This window comes from Rhodoferax sp. LB1P47, assembly GCF_056521445.1.
In genome coordinates this window covers 180,254-199,265 of record NZ_JBWMAU010000004.1, presented here as the reverse complement: position 1 = coordinate 199,265, position 19,012 = coordinate 180,254, and the positions used below count along the sequence as shown (strand labels likewise).

The following is a 19,012-nucleotide window of genomic DNA, read 5'->3' as shown; positions in this document are numbered from 1 at the left end:
TATGGGCACCGACAACCGCAAGCGCGCGCTGGGGCTGATCCACATGGCGAAGGCCCACCTGGGTCTGAGCACTGAGGATTACCAGCATGTGCTGCTGACCGTGACGGGCAAGGCCAGTGCCGCCGATCTGGATGCGGCAGGCCGCGACAAGCTGCTGGCGCACTTCAAGGCCAAGGGCTTTGCCGTGAAGCCCGTGGCTGCAGGCGCACAGCCGTTGCACGGCCTGCAACACCGCAAGCTGCGCGCCATGTGGTACGACCTGGCGGAGCGTGGCGGGGTCACCCGCCCGGCCAGTGCCCAGGCCTGTGACAAGGCGGTGGAAGTGTGGGCCAAGCGGCAACTGAACGGCACAGCGCTGGGGCCGATGGATGCCCTGCGCTTTGCCACCAGCGAGCAGCTGTGCAAACTGATTGAAGAGCTGAAGCAGTGGTTGCGGCGGGTGGGGCCTGCCGCCCTGCCGCCTTTGAAAAAGCCCGTGAAGACGCTATGACGGACACCAGCACGCACATCAATACTGCCCTGCTGCCGCCCGCGCTGCGTGAGCTGGTGCGCGTGCTGGGTGAGGCCGATGCACTGCGCCTGGTGGGCCGCACGGGTGGCGGGCGCATCACCATCCCGAAGCGCAACCGTGTCACGGCAATGCATCCGCTGGCGGTGCTGCTGGGCGAAGTGGGCTTTGGCAAACTGGTGGCGGAGTACGAAGGCGAAACGCTGGAGCTGCCCAATGCCGATGCCTACCTGCGCGAGTTGCGCCACGAGCAGGTGCGCCAGCTACGCACGCAAGGCCTGTCCATGGATGACATTGCCCGCGAAACTGGCTACAGCCGCCGCCATGTGATCAACATCTTGCACGGAGACGGCGAAGCGGATGTTTACACGATGGATTTGTTTGAAGAAGCGCCTAGGCCGCAGAGCTATGCGGGCAAAGCGAATAATCCGTTTGGACTTTGAAAGGGATGGTAATGAATGTGGTGGATGTGGTGGGTAAGATCAAGCAGCTGCAAGCCGAGGTGGCCGAGCGGCAGCAGATGATTGCGGTTCTGAACCAAAGCCTGCAAAGCGTTGAAAAGCCAAGCGGCGTAAAAATCAGCGCGGGTATGGTGGCATCGGTCAAAGATTTTTTAGCACGGGGCTACTCTTACAGTGAGATTGTCCCTGTGTTGAAGATCAGCAAAACCACCATATCGCTGATTGCCAACAACAAGTACCAGACCAAGACGCTGGCACGGGCCTACTAAGGCCGTTTACGGTAGTTTGAAAGCTGTTTAAAGTCTCTATTGGTACATCGGCTTACCCGATGCATCCAAACGCCCCACAGGCCCCGCATTCCGGGGCCTGTTTTCGTTGGGGTGGGTGAAACGGTTCACCAAGAATAAAACGCCCTGCATCGGCACAGTGCAGGGCATGCAAACACAGCACCCCAATACCCCCCCGGCTTCCCAGCTGCACCAGTTCAAAGGCCTGAACGACTGGATCGAAGTCTTCAAGGCAGGCGCGCACACCGACAGCAAGGGCCGGGCTTGCCGCTTCGCGGAGTCTGACCTGGACCAGATGGTAAGCAACCTTGCGCTGGGCGCAGTGCCTGCCGTGTTGGGCCACCCCAAGCACAACGACCCGGCCTATGGCTGGGTGCAAGCGGCAGATGCCAAGCGCGAGGGAGGTTCGCTGTATGTCAAATTTTCGGACATCAACCCCGACTTTGAAGCGGGTGTGGCCAGCGGCGCTTACCGCAACCGTTCTGTGTCTGTCTACAACGACAAGGACGCTGGCTGGCGCTTGCAGCACGTGGGCTGGCTGGGCGCTGCGCCGCCTGCCATCAGCGGGCTGGCCCCACTGGACTACAGCGCGCAGGTGGATGCATTTGAATTTGGCTCTGCCGACTGGGACATGGGCGCGGCACTGGACGATGTAGCCGAGCTGCTGCGTCGCCAGCGCGACCAACTGATTGCCGACAAGGGCCTGGAAGTGGCCGACACGACTTTGCCCAACTGGCGTATCCAGTCCATTGCCGATACCGCCCAGCGCGTCAAGGCCGCTGCATTGGCAGAGCCGGGCGATGACCCCACCACCACTTTGAACCCCAACCCCTTTACCCAACACAACCCAGGAGCCGTAATGACTTTTACCCAAGCGCAGCTAGACGAAGCTGCAGATAGGGCCGCCAAAGATGCGCAGGCCGCCGCCCAAGCCCAGTTTGCGGCACAGGCGCAGGAACTGGCGACCTTGCAGGCCAGCGTGCAGGCCACCCGCATTGGTGCCGAGATTGCCGCCGCCACGGCTGCGGGCAAGCTGCCCCCGGCCTTGGTGCCCGGCCTGGCCGAGTTCATGGTGTCGCTGGATGCCGCCCCGGCTGCGTTCAGCTTCAGCAAAAACACGGGCGGCGAGGTGAAGAAGACCCCCGCGCAGTTCTTTGCCGACTTTATGGCCGCGCTGCCTGTGCAGGTGCAGCTGGGTAAGCGGACCACCCCAGACGACGGCGGCACGGTGGACGCAACTGACCCCAACCAACTGGCAGAAGCCACCCGCAGCTACATGAAGGAACAAGCCGACAAGGGCTTGGCCGTGAGCTTGCCGCAGGCCGTAGCCCACGTATCGGCGCAGCACCGCGCCTGACCCACCTGCAACCCACCCCCTCAACTTTCGAAAGCATCCCATGGCAAACCCACTGCTTGCAGTCAATTACACGGCCGAACTGGCTATCCCTATCAACCGCATCGTGAAGTACGGCGCTGCCGACCGCACCGTGACGCTGGCCACCGCCGCCGCCGACTTTGCGATGGGCGTGGTGAATGAAGTGCCGATTGCACTGGGCGAACGCTGCGACGTGGTGCGCATGGGCATTGGCTGGGTGGAGTGCGGCGCGGCCGTGCCACGCGGCTCACCGGTAACCGCCGATGCGGTAGGCCGCGCCGTGGTGGCGGCACCCGCAGCGGGTGTGAACAACCGCATTCTGGGCTTTGCCGATGAAAGCGGGACTGCGGCGGGCGATGTGATCCGAATCATGATTGAGCCGGGTTCTATCCAGGGCTAATCGGCAGTACCCCAACCTCTTATCTAACTACCTGGACAGAACATGGCAACGACCTCTTACCCCGTTAACCCCGCCCTGACCGCCATTGCGATGGTGTACAGCAACCCGGCGGTCACGCTGATTGCGGATGAAGTGATGCCCCGCGTGCCCACGGCTAAAAAGTTCGTGTGGTCGAACTACGACGTAGCCCAGGGCTACACCGTGCCGCAGACCCTGGTGGGCCGCAAAAGCGTACCGACCGAGGTGGACTTCACCGGCACCCTGGTGAACGACGAAGTGAAAGACTACGGCCTGGACGATGTGGTGCCAAACGATGAAGTGCAGGCCTGGGCCGATAGCCCCAAGCCCGAGCGCGGTGGCCCACCCAACCCGCTGGACATTAGCACCATGCTGCTGGCCAAGCTGGTGGGGCTGGACCGCGAGGTGCGCGTGGCAGGCCAGGTGTTCAACACCGCCAACTATGCGGCTGCCAACTTTGCAACGCTGAGCGGCACCGGCCAGTGGAGCGACTTTGCCAACAGCAACCCGCTGGACGCACTGCTGGCGGCACTCGACATTCCGGTGTTCCGCCCGAACATCGCGGTGTTTGGCCAGGCGACGTTTACCAAGCTGCGCCAGCACCCACGCATCGTGCAAGCGGTCTTTGGTACGGCGCAAACCGGCGGCGTGGTGACGCGCGACCAGCTGGCCCAGGTGCTGGAAATCAAGCAAGTGGTGGTAGGCGCGGGCTTTGTGAATACGGCCCGCAAGGGCCAGGCGGTGAACAACCAGCGGGTATGGGGCAAGCATGCGGCCCTGCTGTACATCGACCCCGAGGCGGCAATGGCGCAACAACCTTGCTGGGGCTTTACGGCGCAGTGGGGCGACAAGGTGGCGGGCGATATGCCCGAGCCCAAGATGGGCATCCGTGGCTCACAGCGGGTGCGCGTAGCGGAGTCGGTAAAGGAAGTGTTCAGCAGCCCGGCTCTGGGCTACTTCTTCCAAAACGCGATTGCATAGATTGGCACACCCCTAGGCAGCAGTGCTGCGCATCTTTCGCCAACCCTCCCTTGAAGGGGGCAACACCAGCAGCCTGGCAAAGCCAGTTCTGCGGTGTTTCTGGTGGGTGTGCGTTCTGCCTGCACTTGTAATTTGGTTAGTTATTTTTGGAGAAACCTATGGCGAAAGCAATTGTGATGGTGGCCCTGCTGGCCTTGTCGCGCATTGAACACGATGGCGAGACGTATGAGGCCGGTGAACCGCTGGAAGTACCCGACACGCAGGCCGATGCCTTGGTAGAGGTGGGTGCCGCCACGTTGGCAGTGGCTGCGACGGAAGAAACCGCAGCGCCTGCCGCTAAAGCGAAGAAGTAGGCCGCCATGCCCTACGCCACCCCCGCCCTGTTCGTTCAGCGCTTTGGCCTGACCGAGACGGCCCAGCTACTGGCCGATGAGCAGCAATTGCTGACCACGGAGCTGCTGCAAAGCGCGATCAACGTGGCGGGCGGTGGCGCGTGGACGGGCACCCCCAGTGCCGATGAAATGGCGGCCGCCAATGCGGCGCTGGCACGGATGCTGCGGGTGCTGGCCACCACCAGCAACTTTATGGATGGCTACTTGCGCAGTGCGGTGACGCTGCCACTGGCTGCCGGGGATGCGAATGCGGGCGTGCTGGAAGAGTGCTGCCTGGCGCTGGTGCGCTTTGCCGTGGCAGACGATAGCGACAACGCTACCGAGCGCATGGACAAAGCTGCCGAGACCCAGCGCGCCTGGTTGAAGGATGTGGCCGCTGGCCGCACCCAGCTGGTAAGCCCGGCGGGGGTAGACGCCGCCAGCAGCGTGAGCGGCAAGACGCACACCGGCCAGGCTGCGAGTGGGTTTTGCTGGGGTAATTTTGGGGGTCTGCGGTGAGTGACATAAGTCTGACGATCAAGTTCCCTGATACAGGCGCGTTGGAACATTATTTGGCGCAGCTTGTGGCGGAAGATGCGCGGGGATTTATAGGCGTGCGCATGGAGATTGGTGACTACCTGCTGGGTGAGATTCAAGACTGCCTGGATGGGCAGAAGTTGTTTGATGGCACTGCGATGCCGCAGAGTGCTGCGGCGATTGCGCGGGCAGGCAAGACGCTAATTAAGAACCGCAACAGCGGTCTTTATGGCAGCTACACCCGCCAGCTCACGGGCAGCGGGGTGGAAGTGGGTTCTGCGCTGGAGTACGCCGCCATCCACCACTTTGGCGGCCAGACGGGTAGCAAGAAGGGGCGCTTCCAGATGCCTGCGCGGCCCGTGATGGGTATGACCCCTGCGCATGAAGCCCGTATCGGTGACTTTTTTATCGACCAGATTCGGCGGCTGCAATGAGCACGGCACTGCTTGACCAGGCCGTAGCCTACATCCGCACCCAATTCACCAAGGCCGAGGTGGTGGCGGTGCAACCCTATGGCGGTGAGTTCAGCAGCGCAGAGGTGGGGCAGATCAGCTACACCTGCCCAGCCATTTTTGTGACCGTGCTGGGTTGGGGCGCTGAAGACCACGGCACGCGGTTTACCGGCAAGTACGCCCGCAAGGTGCGCATGGCGGCGTTTGTGGCCACCAAGCATGCCAACCGCGAACAGCGGCTGCGCGGGGCCATGGTGCTGGCCGACAAGCTGGCGCTGGTGCTGCGCCAGTGGATGCCCGCTGTGGACAACGCGCTGCCGATGCAGGTGGCCCCGCTGGAAGAAGACGCTACGGCCGAGAACCTGTATGGCCGGGCCATGGACGACAAAGGCCAGGCGCTGTGGATGCTGCGCTGGGAGCAAACCGTGCGCCCCAATCTGAGCGCACCGGCCCTGGTGGACTGGTTGACCCTGCAAATTGAAGACACGGCGCGTGCCACGCTGGCTGCCACCACGGTTGCCAGCAGCACGCTGGTGGTGACGGAAAAAATAACCCTGATTGCAAACCCTTGATAGGAATTTCAAATGGCTAAAAACACTGCCGATACCTCTGCCGCCCTTGAGGCCCGCCCTGCGCCTGTGGTAGTCCCGCAAGACCCGCCCCGCCTGCATGCGCTGATAACGGTGCAGGTGGCAGAAGGCTTGAGCCTGACCAATAACGAGACCGGGCAGGACTTTGCGCCCGGAGTACCGACCCTGCAAACCGTGACGGTGACCACCCTGCGCCGCTTAGCTGACGGTGACCTGGTGCGGGTGAATACGGTTTAAACGACCTTCCACGGCGGTTTAACAGCAATTTAACGGAGTAAAAAATGGCAATTGCAAATTTGATGAGTCTGAATTTTCTGGTGCCCTATGTGGCGGCCAAGATCGACTTTAGCCGGGCTATTCGCGGCCAGCGGGGCATGCCCCGGCGCTTGCTGCTGGTGGGCCACAAGCTGGCGGCGGGCAGCCTGGCGGTGAACACGCTGGCGACGATCAGCACCGAAGCCGATGCGATTGCCAAGCTGGGCGAAGCCAGCATGTTGGTGGCCATGTGGCGCGCGGCCAAGGCCAATGCAGATTTAGGCCTGCCGATTGACGTGATTGCGATTGCACCGGGCAATACGCCCGTGGCGGCCACCTGTGCGATTGTGGTGGCAGGTGCCCCCAGCGCCGCCGGTGAAGTGATGCTCTACATCGCTGGGCAGAGGGTCAGCACGGGCGTGACCATTAGCGACACCAGCGCCACCATTGCGACCAAGCTGGCGAATGCGGTGAACGCCCTGACCCGACTGCCCGTGACGGCGGTGGCAGTGGCGAGCACGGTGACGCTGACGGCGGACTGGGGCGGCACTACGGGCAACGATATCAATGTGCGCAGCGTGTACTACCCCAGCGATGCCCTGGCCACGGGGGTGACGCTTGCCATCCCCGGCATGGCGGGCGGTGCGGTGACCCCCGATGTGACCCCGGTGATCGTGGCCATGAACCTGTACCGGGCCACCGAGATCGTGTGCCCGTTTACCGACAGTACCAACATGGCTCTGTTGGAGACGGAGCTGGCCACCCGCTGGCTGCAAAACAATATGCAGGATGGCATGGTGGTGAACTGCGTGCGTGGCACCGAGGCGGCAGTGACCACCTGGCTAAACACCCGCAACAGCCCGCATGTGCACACCATTGCCGTGACCAACGACTGCACCTGCCCCTGGGAGACGGCGGCCATGGCGGGCGCGGCCATTGAAAGCAGTGCTGCCATTGACCCAGCGGTAGGCCCCACGGCCAAGCTGCTGGGCTATGCCGGGCCGGTGCAGGGCGCGGGCTTTGTGACGGACAGCATGAACAACCTGCTGGCAAAAGGTGGTTCGCCGCTGAACAACGCTGCCGACTACACCGCCAGCCTGCTGCGCATGGTGACCAACTACAAGACCAGCGCGGGCGGCGCACCTGACCGCAGCATGGCTGAAATGTGCTGGTTGAAGACCATGGGCTACTACCGCTGGTACCGGGTGACCGAGTTCCAGAACAAATACAACAACATGGGCTACAAGCTGGGCCAGTACGTGACCCAGCCCATCCCTGGCCAGAAGATCATGACGGTGGACCTGGCCAAGGAGATCATGATTGGCTTGTACAAAATATTCATTGACGCCGGGCTGTGCCAGAACATGGACTACTACATCTCGAACCTGAATGCCGAGATTGATGCGCCCAACGGCAAGCTGAAGATTACCGATGAGCCGGTGATCTTGACCCAGCACTACCAGACCGAAGTGACCAGCAACGTGGTTGCAGGCCAGGTCTAGAGCCTGAGACTTTGCGGGACAGACCTTTAGCTCTGTCCTCAACTGATTTAAATAGGAGCAGAACATGGCAGGCGAGAACCAACTTTTTCACATCGACACCATCATTGCCGATGGCCAGGTGCTGGCGTTTGAAGACAGCAGCGGCTCTATTGAGGGCGCGACTGGCTTTGAGAACGATGCCAAGCTAAGCGCTAGCGGCGACGACTTTGTGCTGCGCAAGCGCGTGCAGCGCGTGCTGAAGGCCAAGTTGCAATGGGGGCCAACGGCTACGCCCAAGAACTTTGCGGCGATGAGCAATATCCAGGTTGCGATGCGCGACACGTTCACCGGGCGTAAATGCCTGGCACCGAAGGCGACGTTCCAATCTTTGGGGGCGATTGGTGGCGGCACGGTAGACATTGCGTTCATCTTGAATGCGGAGCTGCAATGGCTGTAGGCTGAGCACACTTTGACGACAAAAAAGGCCGGGCACTCCCCGGCAGTTATTGAGAAGGCCGGGTAACCCCCGGCCTTTTGCTTTGGTGAAGTAGTTCACCAGGCCCCAACAGCCCCACCCCTGCATAGTGCAGGGCATGGACACACAAACACCCCTCGACTCAATCACCCGGTCGATTGATGACCTCTATACGCTGATCCTGGTGGATGGCTTACCCGTTGAAAGTGCGGGCAAAACACTGCGTTACCGCACAGTGGGACTGCGTGAAACCACCGTGGCCGATGAGCGTGCGGCCCAGCGCATGGCCGAGCGGGTGGTAACGGTGGGCGGTGCCCCCAAGCTGTTGCAGAGCGAGGCGGACTTTCGGTATGCCCTGACGCTGCGGCATATCGAGTATCTGGCGTGCGACGGCACCAAGATTCCCCAGGCCGTGCTGGACCTGGACATGCTGGGCAAGCTGAGCACCCACGATTTTGGGCTGATTGAGCAACGGGTGTTCCTGATCACTCTGGCGGCGGAGCTGCGCTACGGCAATATCACCCAGGCGGCGTTTGACAACCTGGTGGCGGGCAAAGCGCCCGAGGGTGTGCCCCCGGCATCCCCACAGCCCAGCGGCCAGGTTGCAGGGCTGGGACAAGCTGCTGCTGCACCTGGCCCAGGCCCTGCATTGCTCGCCGATTACCTTGGAGACGCTGCCGCTGGCTCGCCTGAAGGCGCTGGCGGCTGGGCTGGGTAAAAAGGGCTGACGCGCTATGGCATCCAACATGAAGCTGAAGTTCATCATTGAAGTGGTGAGCAATATGGCGGCGCGCATCGGTGCGGATGCACAGCTGATGCAAAAGGCGCAAGACCAGATGGCCAAGGCCGTTGGCGGGACTTCGGGCAAGCTAGACGAATTGGGCAACAAGACCGCTGCGGGCGGTGCGAAGCTGGACCGCTTGCAGACGGCGGTGGCCGGAGCTAGTGCGCAGCTTGGCGGACTGGACCGGGCGATTCAAAAGGCGGGGACGAATACCAGCACGGAGCGGCAGATTGGCTATATGCAGCGGCTGGCCAGTGCCTCGGATGCGGCGCAGAACAAGGTGCGCAGCCTGGGTAAGGCGTTGGCCGAAAACGCGGGTAAGTTTCCGGACGTGGCCGCCACTGGGCTGGCTACGTATATAGGCGCTAAAACGGTGGTCGCACCTGTGATGAAGGCGTTTTCCACCCTAGAGGCGGCGGAGATTAGCCTGAAGTCGGCCTTGATGACCAAGGGCGGAAAAGTGTCTACCGACTACGACGCGATCCGCAAGATTGCGGTAGACCAGGGGAATAGGTTACCGGGAACTACTAAGGATATGGTGGGCGCGGCATCCGAGCTGATATCGCTGGGCATTACCCCACAAGCTGTTAAGAATGGCGGGCTGGTGGCCTCGACCAACTTAGGCGTGGTGATGGGTATGCCGCAAACCGAAGCCGCAATGACTACCGCCAAGATGCGCGAGGCCTACAACCTGAAAGATGACGAGCTGCCCAAGATGGCCGATGTGATCCAGCGCAACCGATTTTCTGGCGGGATGAAACCCAGTGATTTATTAGCCGGTGCGCAGTATGGAGCCCCGGTTATTAATGCGCTGGGAATGGGGGGACTCTCTAGCATGAATGATGTGCTAACAACGCAGGGCATGCTGAACAAACGGGGCATGCACGGCGACCAGTTTGGTACTAATTTCTCTGAAATGTTACAGCGGCTGGCTAGTGGCCCTTTGATGCTTGCCGAGGCAAAAAAGGGACTGAAAGCCGATGCCCGTGAGCGCCTAGAAAAGCTGGATATCAAATTCGACTTCTTTGACGATAACGGGCAGCTTAAAAAGACAGATGGCAGCGCCGTAAAGGCTATTTTCAAAGAGCTAGAGAAGTTCAATCAGATCAAAAATAAGGACGGAACATCTGATGATTTGACCAAGCTGGAGGTGGCGAAAGCTATTTTTGGCAGCGAAGGCGGGCGGCCTGCTTTGTTGATGGCGCAGGCAGGCGTTGCTGGTTTTGAGGATGCCAAGGCCCAGGTGGATAACCAAGCGTCGCTAGACGAGCGGATTGACCTCGTTATGACGGGTTTTGGTGTGAAGTTGGAGTCTTTGGGCGGCACGATTGAGAACGTGCAGGCGCAGATTGGCAAGCAAACCGGGAATGCGCTGAAACCATCCATCGACTCGACCAACAATGTGCTGGGCGGCCCTGTCGGGGACTTTTTAGACAAGAACCCCGGCGTTGGCACGGCAGGTTTTGCAGGGAGTGCTGCCGTGGCCGTTATGTTGGCCCTCAAGGCAAAGAATATGGCTGGGTCTTGGGTGCGGTCGATTCTTGCGCCCGCCGCAAAGGAAGCGGTGAAGTTGGCACCGGTTGCCGGAGAGAGTGCCGAAGCAGCGGCGCTAGCCGCCAGCCAAAGGGCTCTGATGGTGGGTAGCGGACCGACTGGGGCGGCCAGCAAGGTGGTGGCCGCCGGAGCCGAAGCGCTGGCTCCTGCTGTGGGTGTGGGTAGCAAGGTAGCAGGCGGCGCTATGACGTTGGGCATGCTGGGCCAGCTGGCGGGGGCGATGAACCCACTATGGCTGATTGAGGCACTTACCGGCCCCAGCGAGGAGGATATTGCCCGCCTGCGGGTAATGGACCAACTCAAGGCGGGCTACCGGGGTAAGGGTTTTGACGACCCGCGCCGCCTGGACCGCCCGAACCCGGTAAATCCGGCAGATTTTTTGACAATTTCGGCCCCAGGGGCAGTGGAGCAAAAGTTGGCCCCAGGCCAATCCACCAAGGTGGAGCTGGGCCAGGGTGAGCTGCGCATCGTGGTGCAGGCGTTGCCGGGCGCTACGGCCACCACCACGGTGGCCCAACAAATGCCAACCATCCGGCTGAACCCAGGCAATACCAACCCTGGAGGCAACCGCTGATGGCGGACCTGTGGCTAGACCAACTGCGGCCCGCGAAGTTTCGCAACGTGGCCTTTCAGGTAGACACGATTGAGCACTCTGCGGGCTACCACACGGTGCTGCGCGAATACCCGTTTCAAGACCTGCCCACGGTATTCCGCATGGGCCAGGCGGCGGAAGAAATCAAGTTCAGCGCCTATGTGATCGGCGGCGCATACACGGCAGACCGCGACGCGCTGCGCGCCGCGCTGGATGCCGAGGGTGTGGGTGAACTGGTGCACCCCACGGCGGGCACGATCAAGGTGTTTGTGCTGGGCAAGTACAGCATCAAGGAAGCGCCCACCACCGAGGGTGGCATGGCCCGGTTTGAGTTGACCTTTGTGCGGGCCGAGACGCGGCGCTACCCGGCGGGCGTGCCCGATACGCCGCAGCAGGCGTTTCGCAAGGCTGAGCTGGCAAAGCAGGCCAGCGCGGATGCGTTTGTGTCGGCGTTTGACGTGGCGGATGCGCCTGGCTGGGCCGCAGACCAGGCGGTGGGCCGGGTGCAGGATTCGTTATCAAGCGCGTGGGATGCGATCAAGGGCGTAACGGCGGACCTGGGCGAGTTCACCAACACGATTATTGGCAACTACCAGGCGGTGCGGGACGGGATCAACAACCTGGTGCGCACGCCGCGCCTGCTGGCGAATGCGTTGGTGACGCTGTTCACCCTGCCACACGACCTGACCACGGCGATGGCGCGGGACTTTGCAGCGGCTTTTGCCAGCATTTTTGACGTGACTAAAACGGTCACCAAAAAGGACTTTGAAGTGTCCATCATGCCCGCCGTGGGTGCTGGCCTGGTGATGTACGGCACGGGGCACGCGGACGTGCTGGGCCTGGCTACGCCTGCGCGGGCCAAGGTGGCGGCGCTGGCCACGGCCAGTGACCAGTTGTTTGAATCCCTGGCCGTGGCGGCCTGGGTGCAGGCCGTAGCGGTGGCGGACATGACCAGCTATGTGGATGCGCTGGCCCTGCGGTCTGCTGTGAATGACCAGTGCACCCGGCTGCTGCTGCGGGCATCTACCCAGGCGGCCAGCGCTACCTTGCCCACTACGGTGGTGAGCAGCACGGTGGGCGGCACGGCTACCACCGGCAGCACGCTGAATGGGGATGCCGTGCCGCCGTGGCATGACGCGATGCTGGGGCTGCTGGTGGCATCCTTGGCCGACATCCAGGGCCGCAGCCGCGACCTGGCCCGGCTGACGACCTACACGCCCAGCAGCTGGATGCCAGTGTGGCTGGTGAGCTACCAGCTGTATGGCACCGCCAGCTATGCCGATGAGATTTTGGCGCTGAACCCCAGCATTACGCACCCATTGCTGTTGCAGCCTGGCGTGGCTTTGCGGGTACCGCTGCATGGCTAGCACCACACAGGCAGGAGAAGACCGCTACACCCGTGACCAGGCGCAGATCGAGGTGGTGGTGAACGGCCTGGCCTACGCGGGCTGGCTGCAAAGCGAGGTGGACCGCAGCCTGGAGAATATCTCGGGCACGTTCAGCATTCCGGTGGCTTTGGTGCCGGGGGATGTGCCCAAGATCAAGCGCCAGGATGAAGTGCAGGTGCGCATTGGCACCGAGGTGGTGATTACCGGGTATGTACTGTCTGCCGAACCGTTTTACCGCCGGGGTGACTGCGGCATGCAGATCGTGGGCCGCGACCGCACGGGCGACCTGGTGCGCTGCTCTGCCATCTACAAGGGCGGCCAGTGGCGCGGCGCGAAGATCGACCGGATCATCAAGGACATTGCCAGCCCCTTTGGCCTGCAGGTCCAGACCGATACCGATATGGGCGGCCCGGTGCAAGACTTCAAGCTGTGGCACGGCGAGACGGCGCTGGATGCCATAGCCCGTGCGGCGCGGCTGCGTGGGGTACTGGTGACGCGGGACAACGCCGGGCGGCTGCTGCTGACCAAGGCGGGCAAGCTGCGCTTCAAAGGGGCCATTGTGCGCGGGCAGAACGTGATCAGCATGCAGGGCATGGGCTCTGATGAGAACCGGCACAGCCACTACTTTGCCTATGGCCAGTGCAACACGGTGGCCGACTTTGAGATGGCGCGCAGCCTGAAGGCGGTGGCCAGGGACGATGAAATGCAGCGCTATCTGCCGCTGATCATCAACGCCGATGGCAATACCACCCAGGCAGAGCTGCAAACCCTGGTGGCGCACACCATGCGGGTGCGCCGTGGCCATGCCATGGGCCTGCGCTACGTGGTGGAAGGCTGGACCTTTGAGGGCGCGCCCTGGCCGCTGAACCAGCGTGTACCCATCTATGACGATGTGGCGGGCATCAGCGGCCAGGAATGGCTGATTTGCGCCGTGAAGCAAACGTGCAGCCTACAGGACGGCGACGTGACCGAGTTGACGGTGCGCCCTATCGAAGCCTACGACACGGCCCCCCTCAAAACCAATGTGAAGCACCGCAACTGGGGCAACAAAGGCAACACCAGCGACCACCCGCGCGGCCCATCGGACAAGGCGAACTGACATGATGATGGCTAACTTTTTACGCCGGGCGCGCATCCGGGGCCTGAAAGAAGGCAAGGTACAGACCGGGCGGGTGGAGATGCTGGAGTTTGATGCCAAAGACGCGGCAGAGCGCTGGCAGGATTACGGCTTTAGCGCGCAGCCCATCGACGGGCAGGGACTGGTGATCAATGCCGGTGGCCACACCATCATTTTGCGCATGGACCGCCTTGCCGAACGGCCCACGCTGGCGGCCTATGAAGTGAGCGTGTGGCACAAGGAAGGCCACAGCGTGACGCTGAAGGCCGGGCGGGTGGTGCAGGTGGACTGCGAAGCCTACGTGGTCAACACCAAAACCTACCAGGTGAACGCCAGCGCCAGCGCCAGCCTGACCAGCCCGGTGACCAATGTGTCGGCCGCGCTGAATGTGTCGGGCGCGGCGGCGTTTACCGGCCCCAGCATCACGCACGCGGGCAAAAATATCGGCGGCGGGCACTCGCACAGCCTGGTGCAGAAGGGCACGGACACCTCGGGCGGACCCACTTAGAGGCTTCGGGTGAAGTGTTTCACCAAGCCTGAACCGGGCTAAAAAAAGACACTGGCTGCATGTTTGATGTAGCCACCCGCCCCCAACCTAACACCTTTGACGCGGCCAGCGTGTTTGGCGTGCCGTTTGACTGGCGACTGGTAACGCCCAGTCCAGCCAGCAACTACCCTTGGAAAGACTTTGTGCAGCCCAGTGGCATGCCACTGGTGTATGCCGATGTGCTGGCCACCTATGCGCTGGCGCTGGAGGACTCGCTGCAGACGGCCATTATCTTGTCGCTGTTTACCGACCGCCGGGCTACTGTGGATGACAAGCTGCCTCTGCATGACACCGACCGGCGCGGCTGGGTGGGCGATGAGTTTATGGCCACCGACTTTGACACGCGGCCCGACCCCTGGGGTTCGCGCCTATGGCTGTGCTATTGGGGGAAGGCCAGTGGCGATGTGCTCGAGGCAGCACGCTTTGCGGCGGCTGAGTCGCTGGATTGGATGCTGCGGGCGGGAATTGCTAGCAAGGTGGATGTGACGGCCCAGTGGGTAGGTGAACGCATGGACCGCCTGGCTGTGCGCCCCACGATTTACCAGCCGCGCCAGACCCGCCCGGTGTATGACGTGCTGTGGGGCACTAGCGTGCAGAGGGCGATGCAATGAGCTCCACACCACTGGGCACGGCAATTCCGTCAATTGCCGACCTACAGCAGAACGTGGCCCGGCTGCTACAGCAGTCGCTGGCCAGCGCACAGCAATCGGCCAGCCCTACGTCGGTTGCCAGCGTGGCCGACCTGGACCTGGCGCGCAGCAACGTGGCGGCCCTGGCGTTTGTAGAGGCGATGGGCCTGCATGGGGCCTATCGCTACTTGCGCGACTTTATTGCCCGCCAGGCCATCCCTATCAAGTCAGCCGGTGAATTTCTGGATGGCTGGCTGGCCACCTACGGCATGCAGCGCAAGGAAGCCGCAGCGGCCATGGGCACGGTGAGCGGTACCGGGGTGGTGGCCACGCTGCTGACTACCGGCACGCTGCTGCAAACGACCGATGGGCGGCAATACAAGGTGAGTGCCGATGTGGCGGTGGCGGCAGGTGGAGCGGTGACGGCCAGCGTGATGGCCTTGGTGGCCGGGGCCGCCAGCAACCTGAACCCGGCCACGGCTTTGACCCTGGTATCCGCCGTGAATGGCATTGACGCGGCATTCACCACGGCTGCCGGTATCAGCGCCGGGGCCGATTTGGAGACGGATGCCCAGGCCATCTACCGGCTACAACAGCGCCTGAGCAATGAGCCTATGGGCGGCTGCCCGGCGGACTATGCGCGCTGGGCGTTGAACGTGGCGGGCATTACCCGCGCCTGGGGCCTGCGCAGCCCAGCCGGGGCGACCACGGCCGGGGTGATCATCATGGCCGATGGCAATGCATCGCCCGGCCTGCCCACCACGGTGCAGCAAGGCCTGGTGCGCGACTACATCCGCGACCCCAAGCGTGGTCCACCCGATGAATTGTTTGTGATCATCCCCACGGCGGTGACTATCAATGTGACCCTGAACGTGTCGCCCGACACGGCGGCGATCCGGGCCGGGGTGGTGACGGCGCTGCAAGACCTGTTTTTTCGCGAAGCGGTGCCGGGCGGCTCTATTCCGCACTCGCACCTCAAAGAGGTGGTCAGCGGCGTGACGGGTGAGGTCAACCACACAATCAGCGCCCCGGCTTTGACCGAGGGCGGGCTGTTCACGGTGAGCACCTACGACAAACTGCTGGTGCTGGGCACGGTGGGCTTCGTCTGATGGACAAGTTCTGGCAAGCACTCGCGGCACTGCTGCCCACCGGCTTTGCGTGGCCGCGCGATCCCAATTCGACGCTGATGCGGGTTATTCGGTCGCTGGCGTTCAGCTTCAACGAGCTGCACGAGTTCACCAAGCTGACGGCCAACCAGTGGCAACCGCACCAAACCGTGACGCGCCTGGCCGAGTGGGAAGAAGCCACGGGCCTGCCCGATGCCTGCTTTGGCACCAGCCAGAGCGATGACCTGCGCCGCAAGCTGCTGCTATCGCGCCTGCGCGGCCCGGTGCTGACCTATACCGATTCCAGCCCGGCCAGCACGGGCGCGCTGGTGGCCATTTGCGCCTGGCTGGGCTACCAAGCCACCGTGGCCTACAACACGCCGTTCCGCTGCGGCGTGAACCGCGTGGGTGACCGACTGGGGGCGCTGGACGGCCAGCTGTACGTGACGGTGACGCTGCAATCCACGTATTTCCGCGTCGGTGTTGCGCGGGTGGGTGACCGGCTGCTGCAAGGCCAGCTGAATGGCGGGGAGCTGATGTGCTACCTGAAACGGGTAGTGCCTGCGCGCTATGCCCTCAATGTGATTTTTGTTTGATTGGGATGAACGATGGACTTCACGCTAAGTAATAGTTATGCCACCGATGCGGGCACGGGGTTTCGCAAGCACTTGCAGGCGCAGGCTGTGCCTACGGCGGTATCTGACCTAGATATGAACCAGCTTATCTGGGAGCTGATGGCGGTTGTGACGGCTGGTGGGCAGGTGGGGGCGCAGTTTGATCCGGCTGCGCCAGCAACTTACACCAAGGTTTTGGCTGCACTGCGCAGCGCGGGGGTATTTTCGACTGCGGGGCAGTTTGACAGCACCACCAAGGCTGCAACCACGGCCTTTGTGCAGCGCGCCCTTGGAAATCGTAGCGGGTATGTGATTTTTAACGCCAATCAAATCCTTGGAAATGTGGCATTTGGCGGGGTTTACGAATCTAGCGGCTCTGCATCGCTTACGTGCCAATTGCCGTCTGCTGCTGCTTATCCCGGCGGGACAGTTTCACTCTGCAACAACCAATCGTCCGGCACCCTAACCGCCTCTAGCGCAGCGGGTATTTTTTATGGGCCGGGTTACCCAGGTGGCGTATCAACGGTGGTATTGCCATCGCGAGTTTCTGCAGATTTGGTATCTGACGGGACGAACTGGAAAGTCTTCCTGGGAGCCGGGATTACATCATCGAGTCTGGGGGGCGGCGGTTGGAAAAAGTACCCAGATCTGAATAGTCCAACGGGCGGCACGATTGAGCAGTGGGGCACTTTGGCAGATGCGGCTTGGACTGCAAATACCGAGCGCCTTCTTACATTTCCAATCACGTTCCCCTACGCAGCTGTAACCGTAATTTGTTCCGGCAGTAATAGCAATTACGCAACAGCTGCAAACGCCCGCGTCGTGTCTGCATCTCAAATCGCAGTTTGTATGGCGGCAGGCGGCGCACAGACCGTTAACTGGCGGGCTTATGGATATTAATCAGGAGATTTAAGTATGCGATTTTCACTCTCAACTTGCGGTTTTTACCCAGAATCCGAGAACTATCCAAAGCTGCCCGCTGATGTAATTGACATCACAGATGCCGAATATGTGCAAGCCATGCACCTACAGGCTGGCGAGACTCTGGATGTAATCAACGGCGCACTTGTCATCGTGCCTGCCCCAGCGCCCAGCGCTGCCGAAATGATGGCCGCTACGGCCTCGGCCATGACTTCGGCGGTGCAGGCCCACATGGACACGCAGGCGCGCACACGCGGCTACGACAACCTGCTGTCGGCCATCAGCTACGCAGACGAACCTGCTGTGCCCAAATACCAGGCCGATGGCAAAGCCTTCCGCGCTTGGCGATCCAGCGTGTGGGCCAAGTGCCATGAGCTGCTGGATTTGGTGCAGGCAGGTGCGATACCGGTGCCCACCGAGACTGAGCTGCTGGCCATGCTGCCACCAGCCCCGGCTATCGCGCCCCAAAGCGCGGTTTGAAGCGACTTTGAAAGCTGTTTAAACCATGCGTCCCATCGCGATCACACGCCAAAGCTCCATCCTGTTCTTTGGCCGCGAAGGCACCATGAACCCGGTTTCCAGCGTGCAGGTGGCCATGGTGGGGGAATGCGCGTTCCTATACAGCCTGATGGGGCCTGGCTTCTATGAACACCTGGCAGAGCATGGCCTGGCGGAGTTTGAAAAGCTGGGGCTGCATTACATGTATGCAGCCGTGTCCGATGCCCACCTGCGGTTGATGCGCCGCAAGCTGAAGCTGGCGCAGGTGACGTACCTATTCAAGAACCGGACTGCCGGGCACTTGCTCAACTGGGTGCTGATCACGACCAAAGCACCTGAATCTGAAAACCCGCGCCGCCCGGAAGGCGGCACTTTACGAAAGCAAGATATGTCCGCCTCAGACACCGCCATTGAAGCCGAAATCCAAGCCAAGGGCTTGACAGCACCTCGTGTGACGCTTGCCGATATAAAGGCCAACATCTCGGAAACCGAGTTCGTCAAGTTCGTCTCCAAAGGCGGACAGGTGCTGCGTTGGGCGGTACTGACCACCAGTAGCGGTTATGCCGTCGTGGGCCGCCCGTCCGTAAGTGTCTCGCCAGAGAACGACAACGAGGACATTGGCGAGAAGATAGCCAAGGAAAACGCGGTCAACGAACTGTGGCCGCTCATGGGGTATGCGTTGAAGTGCCAGTTAGCCGTCTGACTGGCCCACGTTCTGGGTGACTAATTCCCATCTTCTGCCGATTTCCAGAAAGAACCACATGAGCAAACAAGTGATGATCTGCGGCGTTGATTGCCGCCCAGGCGACGCAAACTGTAACGGCTACTGCAACGGCAAGACCGATTCGCCACCGAATGCCACGGAAGCCCAGAAGATCGACGCTGCGCGCAAGGCCGCACAAGGGGCGGCGGATGCTGCGGAGAAGGCGTGGTACGAGTTTGCCGGGCTCCTGGACGTGGGTACGGACCGTACCCACGCGTTCCAGGTCTACGAGAACCTGCGCTACGCCCGCAGGCTGTAATCGGCTAAACCCCACCTTCTGATGTCTGGGGCTTTAACTTTGGGAAAAT

The 19,012-nt window shown here is 61.8% G+C and carries 25 protein-coding genes; all 25 read left to right on the top strand.

Annotated elements, in window-relative coordinates; genetic code table 11:
* The first annotated feature begins 1 nt into the window (after position 1).
* The 25 genes from AC0969_RS07665 (at position 2) to AC0969_RS07545 (ending at position 18,963) form a co-directional block, all read left to right on the top strand.
* Complete coding sequence (locus AC0969_RS07665; protein ID WP_479623554.1) at positions 2–490, top strand: phage protein GemA/Gp16 family protein; 489 nt, start codon at positions 2–4, stop codon at positions 488–490.
* Positions 487–951 (top strand): helix-turn-helix domain-containing protein, encoded by a 465-nt coding sequence (locus AC0969_RS07660; protein ID WP_479623553.1) that lies wholly within the window; start codon positions 487–489, stop codon positions 949–951. The genes AC0969_RS07665 and AC0969_RS07660 overlap by 4 nt, the downstream gene beginning before the upstream one ends.
* 11 nt (positions 952–962) lie before the next feature.
* Positions 963–1,238 (top strand): hypothetical protein, encoded by a 276-nt coding sequence (locus AC0969_RS07655; protein ID WP_479623552.1) that lies wholly within the window; start codon positions 963–965, stop codon positions 1,236–1,238.
* 166 nt (positions 1,239–1,404) lie between these two features.
* Positions 1,405–2,613, top strand: coding sequence for a hypothetical protein (locus AC0969_RS07650; protein ID WP_479623551.1), 1,209 nt, complete (start codon positions 1,405–1,407; stop codon positions 2,611–2,613).
* Between the two features lie 40 nt (positions 2,614–2,653).
* On the top strand, positions 2,654–3,031 hold the full coding sequence (locus tag AC0969_RS07645; protein WP_479623550.1) for a structural cement protein Gp24: 378 nt from the start codon (positions 2,654–2,656) through the stop codon (positions 3,029–3,031).
* 42 nt (positions 3,032–3,073) lie between these two features.
* A complete protein-coding gene (locus tag AC0969_RS07640) occupies positions 3,074–4,030 on the top strand; it encodes a phage capsid protein (RefSeq protein WP_479623549.1) in 957 nt (318 codons plus the stop codon).
* 158 nt (positions 4,031–4,188) lie between these two features.
* Positions 4,189–4,383, top strand: a complete 195-nt coding sequence (locus tag AC0969_RS07635; protein WP_479623548.1) for a DUF7210 family protein — start codon at positions 4,189–4,191, stop codon at positions 4,381–4,383.
* Positions 4,384–4,389: 6 nt separating this feature from the next.
* Entirely contained in the window at positions 4,390–4,920 is a 531-nt protein-coding gene (locus AC0969_RS07630; RefSeq protein WP_479623547.1) for a phage protein Gp36 family protein, read from the top strand.
* On the top strand, positions 4,917–5,372 hold the full coding sequence (locus AC0969_RS07625) for a phage virion morphogenesis protein (protein WP_479623546.1): 456 nt from the start codon (positions 4,917–4,919) through the stop codon (positions 5,370–5,372). Before AC0969_RS07630 ends, AC0969_RS07625 begins: the two co-directional genes overlap by 4 nt.
* Entirely contained in the window at positions 5,369–5,962 is a 594-nt protein-coding gene (locus AC0969_RS07620; protein ID WP_479623545.1) for a phage protein Gp37, read from the top strand. The genes AC0969_RS07625 and AC0969_RS07620 overlap by 4 nt, the downstream gene beginning before the upstream one ends.
* 12 nt (positions 5,963–5,974) lie before the next feature.
* The gene (locus tag AC0969_RS07615) at positions 5,975–6,217 is read left to right on the top strand and encodes a hypothetical protein (protein WP_479623544.1); all 243 of its coding nucleotides are present in this window, start codon (positions 5,975–5,977) and stop codon (positions 6,215–6,217) included.
* A 62-nt stretch (positions 6,218–6,279) separates the two neighbouring features.
* Entirely contained in the window at positions 6,280–7,737 is a 1,458-nt protein-coding gene (locus tag AC0969_RS07610) for a phage tail protein (RefSeq protein ID WP_479623543.1), read from the top strand.
* A 64-nt stretch (positions 7,738–7,801) separates the two neighbouring features.
* On the top strand, positions 7,802–8,173 hold the full coding sequence (locus tag AC0969_RS07605; RefSeq protein WP_479623542.1) for a hypothetical protein: 372 nt from the start codon (positions 7,802–7,804) through the stop codon (positions 8,171–8,173).
* Positions 8,174–8,309: 136 nt separating this feature from the next.
* Positions 8,310–8,909: a phage tail assembly protein gene (locus AC0969_RS07600; protein WP_479623541.1), complete on the top strand. Its 600-nt coding sequence runs from the start codon at positions 8,310–8,312 to the stop codon at positions 8,907–8,909.
* A gap of 16 nt (positions 8,910–8,925) precedes the next feature.
* Positions 8,926–11,103, top strand: coding sequence for a phage tail tape measure protein (locus tag AC0969_RS07595; protein ID WP_479623540.1), 2,178 nt, complete (start codon positions 8,926–8,928; stop codon positions 11,101–11,103).
* The gene (locus tag AC0969_RS07590; protein WP_479623539.1) at positions 11,103–12,488 is read left to right on the top strand and encodes a DNA circularization protein; all 1,386 of its coding nucleotides are present in this window, start codon (positions 11,103–11,105) and stop codon (positions 12,486–12,488) included. The genes AC0969_RS07595 and AC0969_RS07590 overlap by 1 nt, the downstream gene beginning before the upstream one ends.
* Entirely contained in the window at positions 12,481–13,608 is a 1,128-nt protein-coding gene (locus AC0969_RS07585) for a phage baseplate assembly protein (protein WP_479623538.1), read from the top strand. The genes AC0969_RS07590 and AC0969_RS07585 overlap by 8 nt, the downstream gene beginning before the upstream one ends.
* A 1-nt stretch (position 13,609) precedes the next feature.
* Positions 13,610–14,134: a phage baseplate assembly protein domain-containing protein gene (locus tag AC0969_RS07580; protein WP_479623537.1), complete on the top strand. Its 525-nt coding sequence runs from the start codon at positions 13,610–13,612 to the stop codon at positions 14,132–14,134.
* A gap of 59 nt (positions 14,135–14,193) precedes the next feature.
* Complete coding sequence (locus AC0969_RS07575; RefSeq protein ID WP_479623536.1) at positions 14,194–14,784, top strand: phage GP46 family protein; 591 nt, start codon at positions 14,194–14,196, stop codon at positions 14,782–14,784.
* The gene (locus tag AC0969_RS07570) at positions 14,781–15,911 is read left to right on the top strand and encodes a baseplate J/gp47 family protein (RefSeq protein ID WP_479623535.1); all 1,131 of its coding nucleotides are present in this window, start codon (positions 14,781–14,783) and stop codon (positions 15,909–15,911) included. The genes AC0969_RS07575 and AC0969_RS07570 overlap by 4 nt, the downstream gene beginning before the upstream one ends.
* Positions 15,911–16,504 carry a putative phage tail protein gene (locus AC0969_RS07565; protein ID WP_479623534.1) on the top strand — a complete coding sequence of 198 codons (594 nt, stop codon included), beginning with the start codon at positions 15,911–15,913 and terminating at the stop codon, positions 16,502–16,504. Before AC0969_RS07570 ends, AC0969_RS07565 begins: the two co-directional genes overlap by 1 nt.
* Before the next feature lie 12 nt (positions 16,505–16,516).
* The gene (locus AC0969_RS07560) at positions 16,517–17,422 is read left to right on the top strand and encodes a gp53-like domain-containing protein (protein ID WP_479623533.1); all 906 of its coding nucleotides are present in this window, start codon (positions 16,517–16,519) and stop codon (positions 17,420–17,422) included.
* Positions 17,423–17,437: 15 nt separating this feature from the next.
* Entirely contained in the window at positions 17,438–17,923 is a 486-nt protein-coding gene (locus AC0969_RS07555; protein WP_479623532.1) for a hypothetical protein, read from the top strand.
* 25 nt (positions 17,924–17,948) lie between these two features.
* Positions 17,949–18,644: a Gp49 family protein gene (locus AC0969_RS07550; RefSeq protein WP_479623531.1), complete on the top strand. Its 696-nt coding sequence runs from the start codon at positions 17,949–17,951 to the stop codon at positions 18,642–18,644.
* Between the two features lie 58 nt (positions 18,645–18,702).
* On the top strand, positions 18,703–18,963 hold the full coding sequence (locus tag AC0969_RS07545) for a hypothetical protein (protein WP_479623530.1): 261 nt from the start codon (positions 18,703–18,705) through the stop codon (positions 18,961–18,963).
* The last annotated feature ends 49 nt before the right edge of the window (positions 18,964–19,012 follow it).